Raw genomic sequence first — 18299 nt, 5'->3', positions numbered from 1 at the left:
GCTATTTTGAGCGTCTAAGACAATTGAACCCAGCCACACCACTACGTAGAAATACGCGATCGTCACCTCAGGGACTGGTGTAAACCCTAGTTTTCAAACGGTTTCGCATGACCTTGGTGCTGCGCCCGATAAATACCCGCGTGCCCTGAGCACCAGTAACTCGTTGTGCAAGCAAGTGCCGCAAAAACACCCACCTCGACGCCGAACAACTCCATCGCCATGAGCGTCGATGCCAGCGGCGTGTTGGCAGCACCGGCAAACACGGCCACAAACCCCACCGCGGCCAACAAAGCAAACGGCAGATGCAACACAGGCGCCAGCGCATTGCCCAAGGTGGCCCCGATGTAAAACAAGGGCGTCACCTCACCCCCTTTGAATCCCGTGCCCAAAGACGCGATGGTGAACGCCATCTTGCCCACGAAGTCTGTCGCGGGCAGCGGCTGCGTGAACGCCTCCAGCATCACCGGAATGCCCAAGCCAATGTAACGGTCTGCGCCAAAGAGCAGCACTGCACTCGCCACCACCACGCCGCCCAGCATCGGGCGCAAGGGGGCGTAGGCCACACGCTGCTTCATCCAGCCACTGAGGGCATGCGTCGCGACGGCAAAGGTACGTCCAGCCAAGCCAAACGCCACACCCGCGAGCACCATCGCCAGCAACACCCACGGCGTGATCTGGGACACCTGGCCCACAACGTAAGCCGTGTGTTGCACGCCCCACCACAAGCCCACTTGATCGGCCACCACGGCTGCGATGACGCACGACAGCAAAGCTTCGTAGCGCATGCGTCCCGTTGCCAAGACTTCTAAGGCAAACACAGCCCCAGCCAACGGCGTGCCAAACACCGAGGCAAAGCCCGCGCTGATGCCAGCCATCAACACCAGGCGACGGTCTTCGTGTTTGAGTTTGAACAGGTGTGTGAGCTGGTCCGCCAAGGCGCCGCCCATTTGCACGGCCGTGCCTTCGCGCCCCACCGAGGCGCCGAACAGATGCGAGATCACCGTAGCGGCCAATACCAAGGGGGCCATGCACAGGGGCACCACTTTTTTCGGGTCGTGAATTTCGTCGATCAACAGGTTGTTGCCCGCCTCCACCTGCCGACCGATCTTGAGGTAGACCCAGCCCACCGCAAAACCAGCGAACGGCAAGCCCCACAGCAACCAACGGTTGGCCTCGCGTGTGCGGGTTGCCCAGTCGAGGGCGAACAAGAAAAAGGCAGACGCTGAGCCTGCCAACACCGCCACCCCCATTGCCAAGACCGTCCACTTGCACAAGTGGGACAGCAAGGCCGCATTGACGAAACGTGAGCGTGGGTTCATTCAGTTATTTTTACCGAAGAACCTAAAGGACCGCCTGCTCCCCCAAAGACACAGGCACAGACACACGCGTGCGCTCAGAGGTCGATCCTAAGAACGGCCGTTTTGCTGCGCGAGCAACAGGGCGTGAACTGGTCGTTCGCGTCTTGCTCTTCGCCGCTCAAATACATGTCGCGGTGATCCGGCACACCGCCCACCACGCGCGTCAAGCACGTACCGCAAATACCTTGACCGCACGACATGGGCACATCCAGCCCTGCGTCTTCCAGCACTTGCAGAGCTGTTTGATCGGCGCCTACTTCCAAGCGTTGACCTGACTTCACCAGTTCGAGGGTGAACACGCCGTCGCTGCCCACGGGCGTATCGATGCCCCCATTCAAGTTGTCGCTCATGCTGCGGCTCCCGTGTTTTCTTTGGCTAACAGACGCTCAATCACGCGGCGCGATTGCACACCGCCTGCGTCGATGTTGAGCATCAACAAATTGCGCTCTGGGTACTTGCTCAAGTTGCGTTGCTGCGACTCCAGCATCTCTAAATCTTCAGAAAAAATCTTGCCTTGGCCTTCACGAATCTTGGCGGTCAGCTCAGCGTTTTCAGGCTGGAACTGGCGAGCCATACCCCAAAAATAAAGAATCGAGGTTTCGGTTTCTGGCGTGATGAAGTCCACCACCACGCTCGACGCTTTGTGTTCTTGTGGCGCGTTGTAGCCGCCTTTGCCTGCATGGGCCACGCCTACTTCGATCATGACGTGACTCGGTGGCGTGAAGTGGCAAATCTGCCAGCGGTCCACCGGCACGTCATCGGCCAAGTTGTTGCTGCGCAGCGCCATCTGCCAAAACGGTGGGGCTGAGATGTTTTCCATGAATCGGCTGGTGATGACGTGGTCGCCCTCGACCTTGGTGGTGCAAGGCACTTCGTCAATTTCTTTTTGGCCGATGCTGGTCGAGTGCACATAGGTTTCGTGCGTCAGGTCCATCAGGTTGTCGATCATGAGTTGGTAATTGCACTGGATGTGATACAGCCCACCGCCATACGCCCATGCGGGGTTGTCGAAGAACTCAAACACGGGCATCAAAGCTTCGTCGGCCACAGCCGCATCGCCCGGCCACACCCAAATGAAACCGTAACGCTCCACCACCGCAAAGCTGCGAATGGCCGGAAAGCCGCGCACACGTTGCCCGGGCATGGCCACGGTCTTGCCGTCACAGCCCATTTCTAAGCCGTGGTAGCCGCACACCAGCTTGCCGTTGCACACCTTGCCCAAGGACAGAGGCGCGCCTCGGTGCGGACAAAAATCTTCCAGTGCCGACAACTTGCCGCCATCGCCACGGTAGAACACCATGGACTCGCCGCAGATGGTGCGGCCCAAGGGTTTGACTTGCACATCCGCCGAAGTAGCGGCTACATACCAAGTGTTTTTCAAAAACATACGTTGCTTCTTTCTCGATGTTCAGTCGACACGGGCCACGCCCAAGAGTCGGTCCAGCAGTTCGGGTTGATCCAACAGTGCTTGCGCGCTGCCGCTGTGCACCACCGTGCCATGGTCAAGCACCACGGCTTGATGGCTGATTTTCAAAATGGCTTGCGGATGTTGCTCGACGATGATGGCGCTTAAGCCCTCTTCGCGGGTGATGCGGGCGATGGCACGCAACAGCTCTTCCACGATGATGGGCGCCAAACCTTCCAATGGCTCGTCGAGCAACAGCAAGCGGGGGTTGAGCACCAAGGCACGCCCTACGGCCAACATTTGTTGCTCACCGCCTGAGAGTTGGGTGCCCAAGTTGTCTTGACGCTCGGCCAAACGGGGGAACAGCTCATACACACGCTCGGGCGTCCAAGCGCGGTGCTGGGTACCGCGCGCACCACGGGCCACCGCCGTGAGGTTTTCATGCACGGTGAGCGACTTGAAAATATTGCGCTCTTGCGGCACCCAACCAATACCCGCTGCAGCACGGTCGTGCGGCGCCATGCGGTGCAATGGCGCGCCCCCTAACTGGATGGTGCCGCCGTGCTGCGTGGTCACGCCGACCAAGGTGTCCATCAAGGTGGTTTTGCCTGTGCCGTTACGACCGAGCAAGGCCAAGGTTTCGCCCTCGTTCAAACGCAGCGCAATGTCGTGCAACACCACGGCTTCGCCATAGCCTGCACGCAAGCCGTCGATGCGCAAAAGTTCGGTGGCTTTAGTCATGGCTGGTCCCCAAATACACGGCTTTGACTTGCGGGTCATGCGCAATCTCTTGCGGCGTGCCCTCGGTCAGCACCGCGCCGTTGACCAACACCGTGATGCGGTCGGCAAAGTTAAACACCAAGTCCATGTCGTGCTCAATCAGCACAATGGACACATCGCTGGGCAAGGCCGCCACGGTTTGCAGCAACTCATCGCGCTCACCCGCAGGCACGCCCGCCACGGGTTCGTCGAGCAACAACACGCGAGGCTCGCAGGCCAAGGCAATCGCCATTTCCAGCAAGCGGCGTTTGCCGTAAGCCAAATGCTCGGTGCGTTGCTGCATCACATCGGTGAGGTGAAACTGCTCTAACAATGCTTCAGCTCGCTCAGTGATGGCCACGTTGTGGCCCAACGGTTGCCACCAACGTGCGCCCTCGCCGCGGTGCTGCGTGACCACCATAGCCAAAGTTTCCAAGGGCGTGAGTGAGTTGAAGAGTTGGTTGATTTGGAACGTGCGCACCATGCCGCGTGCCACACGCTGGTGCGGAGCCAAACGCGAAATGTCTTCGCCTTGCAACACGATGCGGCCTTCGGTCGCGGGCAGCACGCCCGTCATCAAGTTGATGAGCGTGGTTTTGCCTGCGCCGTTCGGCCCAATCAGTGCGTGACGGGCGCCGTGTGCGATGTTGAGGTTGACGTGGTCGGTGGCGGTGATGCCGCCGAAACGTTTGACCAGCGCTTGCGTTTGCAAGGCATACCCGCTGGGGTTGGCGTTGGCGTTGGCGGTGTTGTTGCCGCTGCCGTTGTGTTTCATCGATGGCATCGCGCTCATGACTGCCCCTCTTTGCGGGACGCCGCAGAAAACCAAGTCCAAGGACGAATCAAGCGTTCACGGCCAACCAAGACCAGCACCACCAAAAACAAGCCCATCCAAAACGTCCAGTACTGCGGGGTGATGTTGGCAATCACGTCGTACATCAGCTTGAACGCCACAGCACCCGCGATGCCGCCATACAACCAACCCACGCCGCCGATGGCCAGCATCAACATCACATCGGCCGAGCGGTCCACCGAAAACACATCGAGCGATGCAAAGCCTGTGGTCTGCGCCATCAAAGCGCCAGCCGCACCCGCAATGCCAGCGGCCACGGTGTAGACCACCGCCAAACGCGCGGTGACCGGAATGCCAATGGCCATGGCACGCAAACGGTTGTCACGCACAGCTTTCAAAGTAGCGCCCAAGGGCGCATGCACCAAGCGACGTGCCAGCACAAACAACACCAGTAACACGGCTAAGGAGTACCAAGCCGAGGTTTGGCCCATCAGGTCAAACTCAAACTGGCCCAGCAACGGCCCCATGATGACGCCTTGCAAACCATCGGCGCCGCCCGTCAAGTCGCTGAACTTGTTGGCCAGCTCCAGCAAGATGAGCGCGGTGCCCAAGGTGACCATCAAACGCGTCAAATCGCTGCCACGCATGATGGACAACGAACACACGGCGCCCAGCAAGGTGGCCGCCGCCATGCCCACCAGCAACCCCAGCAACGGATCGGGATGGATGTGCTTGGCAAACAAAGCTGCCGAGTACGCACCAAAACCTAAAAACGCCGCATGCCCCAACGACACAATGCCGGTGTAGCCCAACACCAAGTCCAGCGACACGGCAAACAAGGCCACGATGGCAATCTCGTTGATGATGAGTGCATGTTGCGCCAGCACCCAAGGCGAAGCAAACGCGAACGCCCAAAACACCAACTCCAAAGGCTGCCAACGCGCCGCACGCAACAAAGAAGTGTGTGCGTTCATGACTTGCCTCCTTGGCGCACGAAGAGGCCTTGCGGTCGCCAAATCAAAATCGCAATCATCAGCGCGTACACAATGAACGCGCCCAATTTAGGGATGTAGTACTTGCCCGCCACATCGGCAATGCCCAACAGCAAGGCTGCCAGCAAAGGTCCGGTGATGGAGGTGGTGCCGCCCACGGCCACCACGATCAAAAAGTACACCATGAATTTCAAAGGAAAGGTCGGGTCCAAGCCCAGCACCTCAGCGCCCAAAGCGCCGCCCAAACCGGCCAAGCCAGAGCCCACGGCAAAGGTGGCGGCAAACACCACGTTCACATTGATGCCCAAGCCGGATGCAGCACGCGGGTCGTCCACACTGGCGCGCAAGCGGCTGCCAAAGCGCGTGGCCGACAACACATATTGCAGCGCCACCGTCAAGGCCGCGCACACCGCAATGATGAACAAGCGGTAGTGGCCCATACCCAACACAAAGGGCGTGTCAGCCAACAACTCGGTGCGGCCACGCAGCCAATCGGGCAGCTGCATGATTTGCTGTTGCGAGCCCATCAGGTAGTCCGCCGAGGCCACGGCCATGAAGGCCAAGCCAATTGAAAACAGCACTTGGTCCAAGTGCGGTTTCTTGTACATGGGCCGATACAGCGTGCGCTCCAGCACCACGCCCACCGCCGCCGAAGCCAAAAAGGCCAACGGCAAACACACCAAAAACGGCACACCATGACGTTGCATCAGCGCCACGGTGACGTAACCGCCCAGCATGGCAAACGCGCCATGCGCGAGGTTGATGAAGTTCATCAACCCCATGGTCACGCACAAGCCTACTGCCAGAATAAATAGCAGCATGCCGTACGCAACCCCGTCAAACAACAGTGTGAGCATTACTTGGTCTTGCCTGGGTCTTTGACGTCTTTGAGCGTGTCGAACTCTTGGTTAAAGAGTTGACCACCCACCTTCTCCACCTTGCGGATGTAGATGTTGTGCACCACGTCGCGGGTTTGCGCGTCGATGAACATAGGGCCGCGTGGGCTCTCGAACAACTGGCCTTTCATGGCGTTGAGCAAAGCCTCGCCACTGCCACCCTTGGTGGTCTTGGCCGCTTCGTAAATCACGCGCATGCCGTCGTAGCCGCCGACGGCCATGAAGTTAGGACGCAAACCAGCGTTGGCTTTTTCAAACGCGGCCACGAATTTTTTGTTCAAGGGCGAGTTGTGCGACGCCGAGTAGTGGTGCGAGGTGACCACACCGTTGGCCACATCGCCCATGCTGTTCAAGATGTCGTCATCGGTGATGTCGCCCGTGCCGATCAGCTTGATGCCGGCTTTGTCCATGCCGCGCTCGGCGAACTGCTTCATCAACGCTGCGCCTGCGCCCGAGGGCACGAAGACGAACAACGCGTCGGGCTTCAGGTCACGCACTTTTTGCAAGAATGGCGCGAAGTCAGGGTTGCGCATGGGCACGCGCAGGGTGTCCAACACTTGGCCACCGTTAAACAGCATGCGGTCTTTGAAAAACTTTTCAGCATCAATGCCTGGGCCGTAGTCGGACACCAAGGTCACCACTTTTTTGATGCCGTTGTTAGGCGCCCAATCGGCCATGGCCACCGCGGCTTGCGGCAACGTGAAGCTGGTGCGCACCACATAAGGCGAGGCTTGTGTGATGCTGGAAGTCGCAGCCGCCATCACGACCATCGGGGTTTTAGATTGCGTGGCGAGCGGGGCGGTGGCCAAGGCCAAAGGCGTCAGGCCAAAACCAGCCAACACGTTGACCTTGTCGTTCACCACCAGTTCTTGGGCAATGCGCTTGGTCACATCGGGCGCGCTGGTGTCGTCTTTGACGATCAGCTCCACTTTTTTGCCGCCCACGGTGTCGCCGTTTTGCGCCATGTAGAGGCGGGCAGCCGCTTCAATTTGTTTGCCGGTCGAGGCAAACGGGCCGGTCATGGGCAAGATCAAACCGATCTTGAATTTCTCTTGGGCCAAAGCTGTTCCGGCATGCGCCGCCAACAGGCCAAGCGCCACAGCGCTGAGGAAAAAACGTTTTTGCATCAGGGTCTCCTTTGAATGAATTGGGAATAGAAAAATTTGAAACTCAGTTGGGGCGAATCAAACGCATGCCCACAACGGGGTTGTCTTGCAAATCAGGGCGACGCACCGCATCGCGTAAATTGCGCTGCGCCAAACGCGAGTGCTCGCGCATGATGGCTTCGGCACGTGCGCCTTCGCGTCGCGCCACGGCATCGAGCACTTGGCGGTGCTGGTCTTGGGCTACGACCAACATATCGCGCGCTTGGGGCGTGTTGGCCTGCACCACCACAAAGCCCGAAGGCGACGCGAAAGGCAAGCTACCCACGCGCGCCAATTCACGCTGCAACACCGACGAGCCCGAGAGCTGGCCCAACAGGCCATGAAATTGCGCATTCAAATGCACGTAGCTTGAGAAAGCGTCGTCATCCAGAGTGAGCGCCTGCAACAGCACATCAATGGCATCCAAACATTGGGCCGCTTGCGCTTGCAAGGACTCAGAGACACCCCGCTCTGCCGCCAAGCGCACGGCCAAGCCTTCAACCGTGCCACGCAGCTCAATGGCATCGGCGACATCGTTCTCCGAAAAAGTGCGCACCGCAAAACCACCGCTGGACAACTGCTGCAACAAGCCTTCTTGCTCCAAGCGAATCAAGGCCGCACGGATCGGCGTGCGCGACACACCCAGCCGCTCCACCACGGCCAATTCGGTGATGCGCGCGCCTGCTTGCAACTCACCTGCGAAAATCATTTCTCGCAATTTAAGTTGAACTTTGACAGTTTGCGAACCACCCTCTTCTTGGCCTTCGGGCAAAGCGGCAGTGGCAGAGATGGCGGTGTTCATGATGAAAATTGTATACATCAAGCACCGATTTACGCTTGTAAATTGCCATTTATAGGGTTTTCACTAGATTTTTGTATCCAATGACATCCTGATCGACGCGGCAGGCCATCGCCCATTTGACGGGGTGAAGGTCAAAACCTGACCCATCAAATCTGCTAAATTGATAGTTTGAATATCGCCCTTAAACACAGCAAAGCTGCATGACTTTTTACGACATACAAACCATCTACTTGGTGGTCAGCTTTCTCTATGTTTTGCTTCCCGCCACGGCATGGATGGTGCTGTCCAGCCAACGCTCGACGGCAGCGGCTTTGTGGTGTAGCGGTGGCTTGGTCTTCAGTGTGTCGTGCTTCTTTTTCGCCATACGGGAAAGCGGCCCCGATTGGCTGACCTACTCCGCGGCCAATTACTTGTTGTGGATTGCCAATATCTTGCCGATCATGGCGTTGCGCCATCAACTGCAACGTCCCCGGCGTGTCGGTGTGGTGATGACGGGGCTTCTGATCGCGGTCTTGGGTTTTGAATATTTCCACCTCGTGGCAAAAAATCCAACGCTCAGATTTTTATGGTCTACGGTGATCTTGGCTGGGTTGTTCACTTACATCCATCGGCTTGCGCTGGAGATGGCGAGGACACAAGGCATACGCAGCGCCACGTGGCTGTCTGCCGTGTATTTCATTGCGGCGTGCATCATCACGCTGCGTTGCTTGCGGGTCGCCTTTGGCTTTGCACCTGCCGGCGCCACGATTTCGGGCTTTGACAGCATGTTGACCGTTTTGATGGGGCTGCTGACCTCTGTGTGGGGGAACTTCGCCTTTGTTGGTACGTTTTTGGAACGCGCATCACAGCAAAGCGCGCAAGCGGCCGCGCTGCGCGCCAAACAAGAAGAAGCGCAACGCTTGGGCGCACAAATTGCGCACCTTGACCGACAGCGCGCACTGGGCGCCATGTCAGCCTCCTTTGCACATGAACTCAGCCAACCTTTGACAGCGATTTTGATGGACGCCCAAAACGCGCAAATGGCGTTGCGCACCGAACAAGTCAACGCCGCCGAATTGACACAAACGTTGGAAGAGATTCAAAACAGTTCGCACCGCGCTGTTGCGTTGATCGAACGCATACGCAACTTCATCAAGCCCACCCGAACGCACCATCAGTGGGTGGATATGCAAAGCCTCGTACGCGACGTGACTGATCTGATGCGTGTTCGCGCCAAAGCTAGCGATGTGCAGCTTAATTTGGACTTGTGCACCACACCCGCCTTGGTCTGGGGAGACCGCATTGAGCTGTCGCAAATTCTGGTGAACGTGCTGCGTAACGCCATTGAAGCCATGCAAAACAGCATCACACGCGTGGTCACCCTGCAACTGAGCACTACCGAAGATGGTTGTGTTTTGCAATTTAACGACACCGGCCCCGGCATCACCAAGGCCTTGCCGGATCCTGTGGGAACGCCGTTTGTCACGTCCAAGCCCGATGGCCTCGGCGTTGGATTCTCTATCTCGCGCACCATTGCTGAAAAGCATGGCGGCACACTCACCATCGCGAACACCCCCAACGGTGGGGCGTGCGTGAGGTTGGCGCTGCCACTAGGAAGCTGACGCAGCCATGGGCGTCAACCACATGTGGTCAAACGCGAGGGTGACCATTTCTTTTCGACGGCGCAACAACCGCTTGGTATCTATCGTTTTGAAATGCTGCACCATGTCGCGCTTGAAGGCCTCTGGCCCAACCATGTGCAGTTGATAGTCACCGTTATAAGCATCGTTTTCTTGTTCAAACTCTAAAGTCAGCAAGTTTTTTTGCGACAAGGCTGCCAAACCTTTCAACCACTCAAAAGTCGCCTGTGGCATGCCAGAGCCCGTCGCCACAGCCACGATGACGCCATCACCGAGCCACGTCAAATGGTCAAACATCACAATAGCACCACAGATGTCGGGACGCATCGACTCCGGCAACGGGGTATTTTGCTGACGCCAAGCGCAACCGAAGTCGCGGCATGGATGGGTGGGTCTCGACGCGTAAATACTGCAACCTGCTGTCGAGCAATTTTGACAAGGTGTACCTAAACGCGCGTTGGCCACAGGGCCTTGGACATCCAGCCAGCCTTCACAGCAAGCGGTACAAGGCAAACACGATCGTGTGTTGAGTGAGGTGGTCATCGCATTACCCCAACACGATCCGCACGGACATCACGCCAGTGAAGCAAACGATGGCGACGATTGAACTGATCCAAATCACCGTCCAGTCACGCGCCTCGTTGTGCAAATCCAAGATTCGCTCCGCAGCCTTTTCAACTTGAAGGTGGGACGTGGCCACGGCCCTGGGATGATGGGGCGTGCTGATCTGGGTCAAATCGTCGGAAACGTCGGGTGGATGGGCTATTTTGGCTTGCGTGGCTTCTCGTAACACCGTTTTGTTTTTCCGCTCGAATTGGTCAATCTTGCGCTGCAAGTTGTCAATGATGACGTCCAAGTCTTTGAGGCGTTCTTCTTCGGGAATGAGCGCCCGCTGGTCATCGAAACGATCAACCCCCACAGATTGACGATTGACAACCAAGCCTTGGCTGTCTAGCGTTTGACGATTCAATGCGGCCTGCGCTTGACCCACGTTTTGAATATTCGCACCTTGGCTAGCGTTTGGGTTGATGAAGGCCACGTTAGCGTCAGCACCCGAGCCGTTGCCAATCTCTTGAACGTTGTCCTTCATGGCTCGGTGAAACACGGCGCCTGTGTCACGCGCGGTCAAAGTGTCCAGCAAAGCGCTTGGATTAGCAGCCTGCGAACTGGCTCCAACCAGCGACTTGGTTTTGTCGCCCACATGAACGATGCGGGTCTCAAAGGTCTTGTGTTTTTGAGTGCCTTTGGCGCTCGTAGCGCTTGCGTCAGGAAGATCAACGACAGGTTTGGCGTGCTTGATTTCCATCGTGTGGAAATATGGGCGGAATGATCGTTCGTTGTAGCCAAATGCTGTCAGCATGGCTTGAAATATCTGTCGTTCAAGGTCCTCAATGTGGTCGACCAACAGCAACGAGTCGCACGCATGAACCAAGATGTATAACTTTTGCGGCCCCGTCAATCGTGCGCTGGCTTGAGGCAGAAATTGGTTAAATTTGACGCGGCGTATGTAAGCCAAAGCGATGCCTTGCAGGCCATCAAACTCACCAATCAGTGTTTGAAGCTGCGCCATATTCTCATCAGCGATCGCGCCACTGGCTGCCACCGTGTACAACATCGACGTCGCCAAGGCCACATGGGCTGTGAGTTGCTCAGAGGTCGCAGCCTGGCTGTCATAAGCACCCAAGATGGCGTTGTCATTTTTCAAAACAATTGTTTTGTAATAAGGGGCGAATGCATCCGTGCTCAAACCAAACGCCGTCAACATGCGGTCAAACAACGCCAACTTTGCCGCTACAGATGGGCTGTAGGTCATCAGCACTTCACATGCGTTCACCAAAATGCATAATTTTTCTTGCGTGCTCAAGAGGTGTGAGGCAGCTTGTAAAAATTGATCAAAGGGAATGCTTTGAACATATTTAGCGGCAACACGGAGTGCAGCATCGTCACCTCCCAGCGCAGCGAGAAGTTGACGCTTTGGTGCGTCACGCAGCTCGCCGTCAGACACCGCCACATATTGCAGTGCGACGGCCAGTGTCAAGTGGGGCGTCAGTTCAACAGTGGCACTGACCGCCGAGGCTAACTGTGCACCGGTCGGCATCACAAGTGCGCCCCAATTAAACGGGCAAGGAAGTTAGATCTAGAGAATTCGTGTTTCATGGTCGGCGGATGTATTTGCCGATGAAGGTTACGAATTACCGCCCTTGATTCACGCTTGATAACCTGTGAATGCTCTCAATGACTCTCGAAATTAAAGGTTTTTATGAAAATATTTATGAGAAATTAAAAGTTAATATAGTCAAATATACAAAAGAAAATCAATATAAATTAATTTAAAAGACGAATTTAATTTGAATGCATAATTGGTAACCGACGCTCCACACCGATTTAACGGCGGCTTCGGCATCTTCTGGCTGTACAGATTTAAGCTTTTTACGCAACCGCGCGACCAACTCTTCCAAGGCGTGCTTGCTCATACCCGCGGCCTCGTCGTCGTCGTCGCCAAATAAGTCACACAGGGCAGTGGACTCCAAGGTGTTCTCTTTCGCTTGCGCCAACGCCACCAGCAATGTTTTTTCTCGGCTGGTGAGTCGTAACTTTTGATCCAAATAGGGGCTGATGAGCGTCCTGTCACGCAAACTCAAAGACCACTCCTCGCCCGTTTTGACTTGCTTCAAACGCCTGCCCAAACTCAACAAAACCATCACCAACTCATCGGGGGCCACAGGTTTGACGAGGTAAATATCTGCGCCCCCTTGCTTGTAACCGGCAATACGATCGATCAACGCCACGCGTGCCGTCATGATGACAATGCCTGCGCTTGGTAGTGAGCGCCGCAACCTGCGGCATAAGCTCAGCCCATCTTCACCGGGTAAATTCAAATCGATGATGAAAAGATCAAAGGCCACGCGTGCAATCAGATCATCCAAAGCCGTCGCACTGTTGACGGCATGCACCTCAAAGTCATGCGCTTTCAAATGAACTTCAATTTCATTGCGCAGCAATGGATCATCTTCTACGAGCGCAACGACCAGCGGCGAATTAGATTCATAGGTCGATAAATTCATCATGCACTTTCATTGGAAATATGAACTTCAAAAATCACACAACCATGCGCATGCCTGTAGCTGACGAGCGCACCAATCTTTTCAGCGGCTGAATGGACCAAGCTGAGTCCAATACCCATACCTGCATGATTTTGGAAATTGGGATGCCTGTAATACCGCTCGAACAACCGCGCTTCATCAGGCTCGCTGTCTGCCGCCACGCGATTGCTGATGGTGAAACGGGTCATATTTGGCATTGAGCGCCCATGCGATGCCGGATCTTCGACCGTCGACTTAGCTTGAGTTTGATGGTCAATCGATATAGATATTTTTTGATCAGCCGTGTATTTATAGGCATTACTTAAAAGATTCTCTAATATAAGCGTCAACATCTGGCGATCAGCTTGGAAGTATGTATTTTCTTCCACATTCATATCAAAGCGTTCCGGATGAGAGAACTCATTGATCAACTCTTCCATCAATTCTGCCGCTGGGATTTTTGCCGTCGATGCCTCAAGCACCGTACGATCGATTTTGTTGGACCTCGCCACATGCTCAATCATCGTATTCATACGTATCACGCTGCTGTCAATGCGTTGCACGCGGCCCATCGATTCGTCATCTGCATTGAATTTGCTTTTTAAGGTCGCCAACGCAAACCGGATCGTGCTCAACGGGGTCTTCAGTTCATGGGTCAGCATATCAATCAGGGCATTGCGCTCATTCACCAGGTTTTGATTGGCATGGGCTTGCGCGGCATTTAATTCGAGTGCTTGTATTTCTTGCATTTTTTCTAGCTTCTGCTGGGACTGCTCCGTGATGACAGCCCAAAAAGTTAAAGCAGCAATCAGCAGTCCATTGAGACGCACATCCGAAACATGCTGAACCAAGTCTGCCGTGGCTAACTGCGAGAAAAACCCAAGCGCGACCAACGATATACAGTAACCCGACACCACATAAACACCATACGTTGCGTACAAAACAATACGCATTTTTTGCGGCATCTTTTTAATTTCATAAATGCCTAATACTTGCACGATCGGATTAATGACAAAAACAGCCAACGCAATTTCCAAGCCCAACTGCACGTGCCCAAGCAGTATCAAACATAAACTGAGCAAACAAATGAGGGCAAATATAATCATGCAATCTTTATAATTTCTGCTCATCTCATAGTTGTATAAGAACCCCCATCCTAAAAGGCCCATCGCACAGACTCTGAATACAAACAGTACGTGCAGCAATAGGTTCAACGTTTCTGGCGCCCACGTACTCGATGGCTCGGACTGTCCACCCGTGCTGAAAAAGATATGCAGCGCAATAACCGCCTGACACCACAAGTAGGTGTACGTCAGCATGGTGCGGGCAAAAAAAACAAAGACGAGAGCAAAGATGCACAAGAGCGTCGCAATGGTCGATCCTGTGGTAATACTTTTGATCCGAGAAAGGACGATGTCCATCAACTCATCGGTCAACTTAACTTCTGTTTGTATTTGCGTCAAACCCTCCGTCTGAACTCTCAAATAAATGGCGTCATCGGGATGTTCTGACGGCCGCAAAGTAAAGCAATGTGTATCGTCTGCACACAGTTGGGTTGTTTTCTTGTGCAGATCACCTGCCGTTTCCTTCGACCAAACACCGCCGTGTAATTGGTACACCTCAATGTGGTCTAAATAATGCGGCCCCACCCTCAAAATCAAAGGATTGGTGATGCTTACCGTTTTAGTTGGCGCTTGAGAAGGGTATATTTCTAACCGTATCCAAGTCGGACTGGATTGAAAGCCCAATCGCAAAGTCCCCACATAGGGCTTAAATTGAACTTTTTCTACATGATCAATTGTTAAATTATTTTCAATATCTTGATAAAAATAACTATTAATTTTGTAATCTGAAGCTGCGGCTTGCGTCGCCAGCTGGAAACTTAAAAAAAATAAAAAACAAATGATACGCAGCATAGATAGCTGCAGATCATAGAAGCATTAAACAGCAGCCATTTAATCTTCAAATAATTTAGCTATTTTTAAATAGATATAGAGAGTTTGTGTGAGCTATTGAGAGCAATCTGGCTTGATTTACACCCAGCCTAAATTTCCATAACAGCAGAAAATCTTATGCAGCTCATGACTAATTGAATTTGCTCACATAACTGCGCAGTCACATCACAAAGAAATTTTAATTATTATTTATTCACATAGAAATTTTTAAGCATTAATTCAGCATAGCGTATGGCCTCTGCCTCGCTTAGAAATTCTGTCAATTCTTCACCCATAATTTCAACCGTGTACGTAGCTGATTTCACGCTGACTAGCGCCAACACAAGATCGTTATCCAAGTTCGACACATACTGTTTGATGATGTACGCATTTTGAGCATTCATAGACGTTGTCCAACAAGTGGCAAGCCTGACGGGTTCCCAAGGGCAGCGCGGCCGTTATCGCTCGACAGGCGATTCGACCAAAAGCACATCGGTGACGTCTGGGCTAGGAACGGTGACACGGTGTCCTTGAAAGAAGATCTTCAAATCGGCCAGACGTTCACTGTAAATTCTGAAGGGCGCTTGGCCATTCACGGTTTGACTTTCCCCAGCCTTGAGCGTGTGTGTGGTCGTTTGCTTGTTTTGCCCCACCACACAAGCAGAGATGTCATTGATCGCCATCAAATACACATACTCAGCAGGTTTTGAGGGGGACGGTGATCTCAATGTCACAGGCGTTTGGGTCCAAGGGCAATCCTTGGTGGCAGTTGGCGAAAATAAGTCCTGTGTAGAGGACATGGTCAGAGGAGCAGACGCTGCTTGCATCGCGACATCACTGACCAAGCTGCTGGCGGAGGGCTGGGCAGAGGCCAGAGGCTGTTTGTCCGCATTGTTTGAAATGTCTTCAACAATCACAGCGACATCGTCCACAACGTATTTGTCCTTCAGCGCAATTAATGGGTCTTTTAAAAGACGTGTCCCCATCAAGATCACAAAAATAAGAAGACACACACGGGAAAAAACAATATGTTCTCTCCAGCAAATTCGAATCGATTGGATAAAGGTTTTGTAAATCGGCGGGTTGTAATCGCGGTTTGAAATTTCGGCAATTTTGTCAAGCATGGCGAGCGCTTGGTCATTCTTATTGAGGTTGACGATGCCTGATGGGTGGGGATACGTGATGGGCTCATTCAATGGCGCTGAGCCACTTTCTGCGGCTGTTTTTTGATCCAACGCGTTCAGCAACCTTTTGCCCAGTTGATATTTGATCAATGGACTGTAAAAAGCGCTATCGCCCTCTTTTTCCAGCTGATCGAGTTGAGCCTGTGAGATTGCGTTAGCTTTCGCGAACTCGGTCGCACTAATATTGGCCAGTTCTCGGAGACATTTCAAGCGCGTAGCGTCACTGGGTTGCCACAAAGTGGAAGTCATTGCTAAAAGTCAGTCAAAAAGTTCTTCGAAATTGACAGAATTGTAAACGCGTTAACAATTGGCATGTGATAATGTTTATATTGTTAATTTCTTCAAATTTATAATTAATTTTCGGCGTAGATGGATAGACAAAGCCAGTTCGTTAGTTCTGCAAGGCAACTCTTTGAGGAAAAGGGTTACGCCGAGGTGGGAATGCGGGAGATCGCTGCCCATGCAGGCTTCAGCCCCGTACAAGCCTATCGAATTGGGCTTACAAAAATTGATTTACTGGCAGAAATCAGCATTGCGCTGAGTCATGAACAAATCGACAACATTACAAACAAATTTCAAAGAACACCCGATGAAAATGTCAGCGATTTCATTCACCGCTATTTGGTGACGCTTTACGCTTCTGACATCAAACACATCAAAATACGCCGTGAAAGTGCGGCATACGGCTGGATGTGGTCTGCCACCTACGAAGAACGCATCCGCGATCAAGTGATGGCATTGCTCAGCCCCATCATTTCTGCGTTGACAGCCGAAGCGCATGCGGACGTGCCCGCTTGCTGCATTGCGATTTGGTCGCTTTATTACGTGGGTTACCGCAATGCCGTTGTCAGCGGGGCAAGCGCAAAAGAATGCCTTGATTTCATCAGCCCCAGCTTGAAATTGTTACTGCCAAGCAAAGCGTAAAAATGAAAAAACCCTAAGCGAAAAAATCACTTAGGGTTTTATTTTGGCGGAGAGGGAGAACAAGACGAGTGTCTAAGTAGTACCCCATTGAGGGTGACCTTAGACCCGATGCACAGTGCCAAAGCCTTTCAACCGCCCCTTGACGTTAGAGGGGCTGGCTTACTGTGGGGAGCAATGTTCTTTACCGTGCTGACATGGTTCGTACTGTTGGCTTCAGTCTCACTGTCTTTGTTCATCTTTCTGCGAGGCAATGCCGAGACAGAAATCCTGCCAATCTTCTAACAGTGCGCGTCGTCGATCCATAAGATTTCCACGACGATAAGCCGCTTCAACACGATTTGCGATTGTGTGGGCTAACGTCATTTCTGCGACTTCTGGACTGTGTGTTGTTTCTTCTGCAATGAAGTCACGCATGCTCGAGCGAAACCCATGAACTGTCATACCTGATCGATATCCACGCAGCAGCATCAACATGGCCATAGAAGAAAGGCATTCTTTGTTGTTCGAAAAAATGAACTCGCTTTCTGGTTCCATCGCTGCTGCTTTTTTGATCAACTCCAGCGAGCGTGAGCACAAGGGGACTTGGTGAGGTCGACGACTTTTCATTCGCTCTGCTGGAATCGACCAAACATCATTGGAAATTTCTGTTCGTTTTGCATAAATCGCCTCTCCCGTTCGGACGGCATTCAAAATGGTGAACTGCAGTGCAAGTGACGACATACATTCGTTGAGTGCAAGCTCTTTCATCAATGCAGGTAAGTCCGCGTAGGGCAGGGCGGGGTGATGTCGTTGTGACTTCCGGATATTGGGCAGGAGATGTTCCAAGTGCCCAGCCCACAATGCTGGATTCGCCTTTGTTCGATGTCCTGATGTGATGCTTGCTGACAGTATCTTTGAGATGCGTCCTCTCACACGCGATGCAGTTTCATGTTTTGACGACCAAATGGGTGAAAGTATTTGAATGATGTGATTTGTTGTCACATCTTCCATGGACATTGAGCCGATGACTGGAAAGGCGTATGTCGTCATAGTGTTTATCCATTGGGACGCGTGTTTGGGATTAGTCCACTGCGGGGAGAACGTCTTGATGTAATCGAGTGCGTATTTTTTGAAGGTCACTTTGGGGGCTGAATTCAAGGCTGACTGTTGTGTCAGTTTTTTCTTGACTTCAATAGGGTTGGTTCCATTCAGCACCATGCCTTTCATCTTGAGTGCTTTAGTTCTTGCCTCAACGAGAGTGACTGCAGGGAATGAGCCGAGGCTTGCGTCTTTGCGGACGCCATTGAATGTGAATCGAAAAATCCAGAACTTAAGCAAGTCGGGTCTAACCCACAGATGAAGTCCACGGGTGTCGCTGATTGAGTAGCGTTGAGGTTTGTTGAGTGCTTTGAGTGTGCGAATGTCG

At 53.4% G+C, this 18299-nt stretch carries 18 protein-coding genes; 2 read left to right on the top strand and 16 right to left on the bottom strand.

Annotated features, from left to right (window positions below):
• Nucleotides 1-86: 86 nt before the first annotated feature.
• From C5F52_RS23370 to C5F52_RS23330, 9 genes are all read right to left on the bottom strand, one after another.
• The gene (locus C5F52_RS23370) at nt 87-1319 is read right to left on the bottom strand and encodes a voltage-gated chloride channel family protein (RefSeq protein WP_104800773.1); all 1233 of its coding nucleotides are present in this window, start codon (nt 1317-1319) and stop codon (nt 87-89) included.
• A 74-nt stretch (nt 1320-1393) separates the two neighbouring features.
• Entirely contained in the window at nt 1394-1708 is a 315-nt protein-coding gene (locus tag C5F52_RS23365) for a 2Fe-2S iron-sulfur cluster binding domain-containing protein (RefSeq protein WP_104800772.1), read from the bottom strand.
• The gene (locus C5F52_RS23360) at nt 1705-2745 is read right to left on the bottom strand and encodes an aromatic ring-hydroxylating dioxygenase subunit alpha (protein WP_104800771.1); all 1041 of its coding nucleotides are present in this window, start codon (nt 2743-2745) and stop codon (nt 1705-1707) included. Before C5F52_RS23360 ends, C5F52_RS23365 begins: the two co-directional genes overlap by 4 nt.
• 21 nt (nt 2746-2766) lie before the next feature.
• Nucleotides 2767-3504, bottom strand: a complete 738-nt coding sequence (locus C5F52_RS23355) for an ABC transporter ATP-binding protein (RefSeq protein ID WP_104800770.1) — start codon at nt 3502-3504, stop codon at nt 2767-2769.
• On the bottom strand, nt 3497-4315 hold the full coding sequence (locus C5F52_RS23350) for an ABC transporter ATP-binding protein (RefSeq protein WP_236657988.1): 819 nt from the start codon (nt 4313-4315) through the stop codon (nt 3497-3499). The genes C5F52_RS23355 and C5F52_RS23350 overlap by 8 nt, the downstream gene beginning before the upstream one ends.
• A complete protein-coding gene (locus tag C5F52_RS23345; protein WP_104800769.1) occupies nt 4312-5289 on the bottom strand; it encodes a branched-chain amino acid ABC transporter permease in 978 nt (325 codons plus the stop codon). Before C5F52_RS23345 ends, C5F52_RS23350 begins: the two co-directional genes overlap by 4 nt.
• Complete coding sequence (locus tag C5F52_RS23340) at nt 5286-6164, bottom strand: branched-chain amino acid ABC transporter permease (RefSeq protein WP_104800768.1); 879 nt, start codon at nt 6162-6164, stop codon at nt 5286-5288. The genes C5F52_RS23345 and C5F52_RS23340 overlap by 4 nt, the downstream gene beginning before the upstream one ends.
• Nucleotides 6164-7330 (bottom strand): ABC transporter substrate-binding protein, encoded by a 1167-nt coding sequence (locus C5F52_RS23335; RefSeq protein WP_104800767.1) that lies wholly within the window; start codon nt 7328-7330, stop codon nt 6164-6166. The genes C5F52_RS23340 and C5F52_RS23335 overlap by 1 nt, the downstream gene beginning before the upstream one ends.
• Nucleotides 7331-7373: 43 nt before the next feature.
• The gene (locus tag C5F52_RS23330) at nt 7374-8138 is read right to left on the bottom strand and encodes a GntR family transcriptional regulator (RefSeq protein ID WP_369954079.1); all 765 of its coding nucleotides are present in this window, start codon (nt 8136-8138) and stop codon (nt 7374-7376) included.
• Between the two features lie 212 nt (nt 8139-8350).
• Here C5F52_RS23330 and C5F52_RS23325 point away from each other — a divergent pair, with 212 nt between their 5' ends.
• Nucleotides 8351-9751, top strand: coding sequence for a sensor histidine kinase (locus C5F52_RS23325; RefSeq protein WP_104800766.1), 1401 nt, complete (start codon nt 8351-8353; stop codon nt 9749-9751).
• Here C5F52_RS23325 and C5F52_RS23320 read toward each other — a convergent pair.
• From C5F52_RS23320 to C5F52_RS23295, 6 genes are all read right to left on the bottom strand, one after another.
• A complete protein-coding gene (locus C5F52_RS23320; RefSeq protein WP_146100149.1) occupies nt 9740-10066 on the bottom strand; it encodes a hypothetical protein in 327 nt (108 codons plus the stop codon). The two genes, C5F52_RS23325 and C5F52_RS23320, sit on opposite strands and share 12 nt — an antisense overlap.
• Nucleotides 10067-10316: 250 nt before the next feature.
• On the bottom strand, nt 10317-11867 hold the full coding sequence (locus tag C5F52_RS23315; protein WP_104800764.1) for a hypothetical protein: 1551 nt from the start codon (nt 11865-11867) through the stop codon (nt 10317-10319).
• Between the two features lie 232 nt (nt 11868-12099).
• Nucleotides 12100-12837: a response regulator transcription factor gene (locus tag C5F52_RS23310; protein WP_104800763.1), complete on the bottom strand. Its 738-nt coding sequence runs from the start codon at nt 12835-12837 to the stop codon at nt 12100-12102.
• Nucleotides 12834-14768 (bottom strand): 7TM-DISM domain-containing protein, encoded by a 1935-nt coding sequence (locus C5F52_RS23305; RefSeq protein ID WP_104800762.1) that lies wholly within the window; start codon nt 14766-14768, stop codon nt 12834-12836. Before C5F52_RS23305 ends, C5F52_RS23310 begins: the two co-directional genes overlap by 4 nt.
• A gap of 224 nt (nt 14769-14992) precedes the next feature.
• Nucleotides 14993-15190, bottom strand: a complete 198-nt coding sequence (locus tag C5F52_RS23300; protein ID WP_104800761.1) for a hypothetical protein — start codon at nt 15188-15190, stop codon at nt 14993-14995.
• Between the two features lie 54 nt (nt 15191-15244).
• Nucleotides 15245-16219, bottom strand: a complete 975-nt coding sequence (locus C5F52_RS23295) for a hypothetical protein (RefSeq protein ID WP_104800760.1) — start codon at nt 16217-16219, stop codon at nt 15245-15247.
• A gap of 120 nt (nt 16220-16339) precedes the next feature.
• Between C5F52_RS23295 and C5F52_RS23290 the strand changes: the two genes are divergently transcribed.
• Nucleotides 16340-16894 carry a TetR/AcrR family transcriptional regulator gene (locus C5F52_RS23290; RefSeq protein ID WP_104800759.1) on the top strand — a complete coding sequence of 185 codons (555 nt, stop codon included), beginning with the start codon at nt 16340-16342 and terminating at the stop codon, nt 16892-16894.
• A gap of 219 nt (nt 16895-17113) precedes the next feature.
• Here the strand turns inward: C5F52_RS23290 and C5F52_RS23285 are convergent.
• On the bottom strand, nt 17114-18299 hold a 1186-nt coding region (locus C5F52_RS23285), incomplete at its 5' end, for a site-specific integrase (protein ID WP_104800758.1).

Source organism: Limnohabitans sp. TS-CS-82, from assembly GCF_002943475.1.
Note: the sequence above shows the minus strand (reverse complement) of the source record. Positions and strands in the feature narration are given on the sequence as shown.

Bases quoted from the DNA above. Each gene is read 5' to 3' on its own strand.
- C5F52_RS23370 (WP_104800773.1), bottom strand. From the start codon at position 1,319: ATGAACCCACGCTCACGTTTCGTCAATGCGGCCTTGCTGTCCCACTTG.
- C5F52_RS23325 (WP_104800766.1), top strand. From the start codon at position 8,351: ATGACTTTTTACGACATACAAACCATCTACTTGGTGGTCAGCTTTCTC.
- C5F52_RS23315 (WP_104800764.1), bottom strand. From the start codon at position 11,867: ATGCCGACCGGTGCACAGTTAGCCTCGGCGGTCAGTGCCACTGTTGAA.
- C5F52_RS23295 (WP_104800760.1), bottom strand. From the start codon at position 16,219: ATGACTTCCACTTTGTGGCAACCCAGTGACGCTACGCGCTTGAAATGT.
- C5F52_RS23360 (WP_104800771.1), bottom strand. From the start codon at position 2,745: ATGTTTTTGAAAAACACTTGGTATGTAGCCGCTACTTCGGCGGATGTG.
- C5F52_RS23340 (WP_104800768.1), bottom strand. From the start codon at position 6,164: ATGCTCACACTGTTGTTTGACGGGGTTGCGTACGGCATGCTGCTATTT.
- C5F52_RS23310 (WP_104800763.1), bottom strand. From the start codon at position 12,837: ATGATGAATTTATCGACCTATGAATCTAATTCGCCGCTGGTCGTTGCG.
- C5F52_RS23350 (WP_236657988.1), bottom strand. From the start codon at position 4,315: ATGAGCGCGATGCCATCGATGAAACACAACGGCAGCGGCAACAACACC.
- C5F52_RS23305 (WP_104800762.1), bottom strand. From the start codon at position 14,768: ATGCTGCGTATCATTTGTTTTTTATTTTTTTTAAGTTTCCAGCTGGCG.
- C5F52_RS23290 (WP_104800759.1), top strand. From the start codon at position 16,340: ATGGATAGACAAAGCCAGTTCGTTAGTTCTGCAAGGCAACTCTTTGAG.
- C5F52_RS23355 (WP_104800770.1), bottom strand. From the start codon at position 3,504: ATGACTAAAGCCACCGAACTTTTGCGCATCGACGGCTTGCGTGCAGGC.
- C5F52_RS23335 (WP_104800767.1), bottom strand. From the start codon at position 7,330: ATGCAAAAACGTTTTTTCCTCAGCGCTGTGGCGCTTGGCCTGTTGGCG.
- C5F52_RS23345 (WP_104800769.1), bottom strand. From the start codon at position 5,289: ATGAACGCACACACTTCTTTGTTGCGTGCGGCGCGTTGGCAGCCTTTG.
- C5F52_RS23365 (WP_104800772.1), bottom strand. From the start codon at position 1,708: ATGAGCGACAACTTGAATGGGGGCATCGATACGCCCGTGGGCAGCGAC.
- C5F52_RS23320 (WP_146100149.1), bottom strand. From the start codon at position 10,066: ATGTTTGACCATTTGACGTGGCTCGGTGATGGCGTCATCGTGGCTGTG.
- C5F52_RS23300 (WP_104800761.1), bottom strand. From the start codon at position 15,190: ATGAATGCTCAAAATGCGTACATCATCAAACAGTATGTGTCGAACTTG.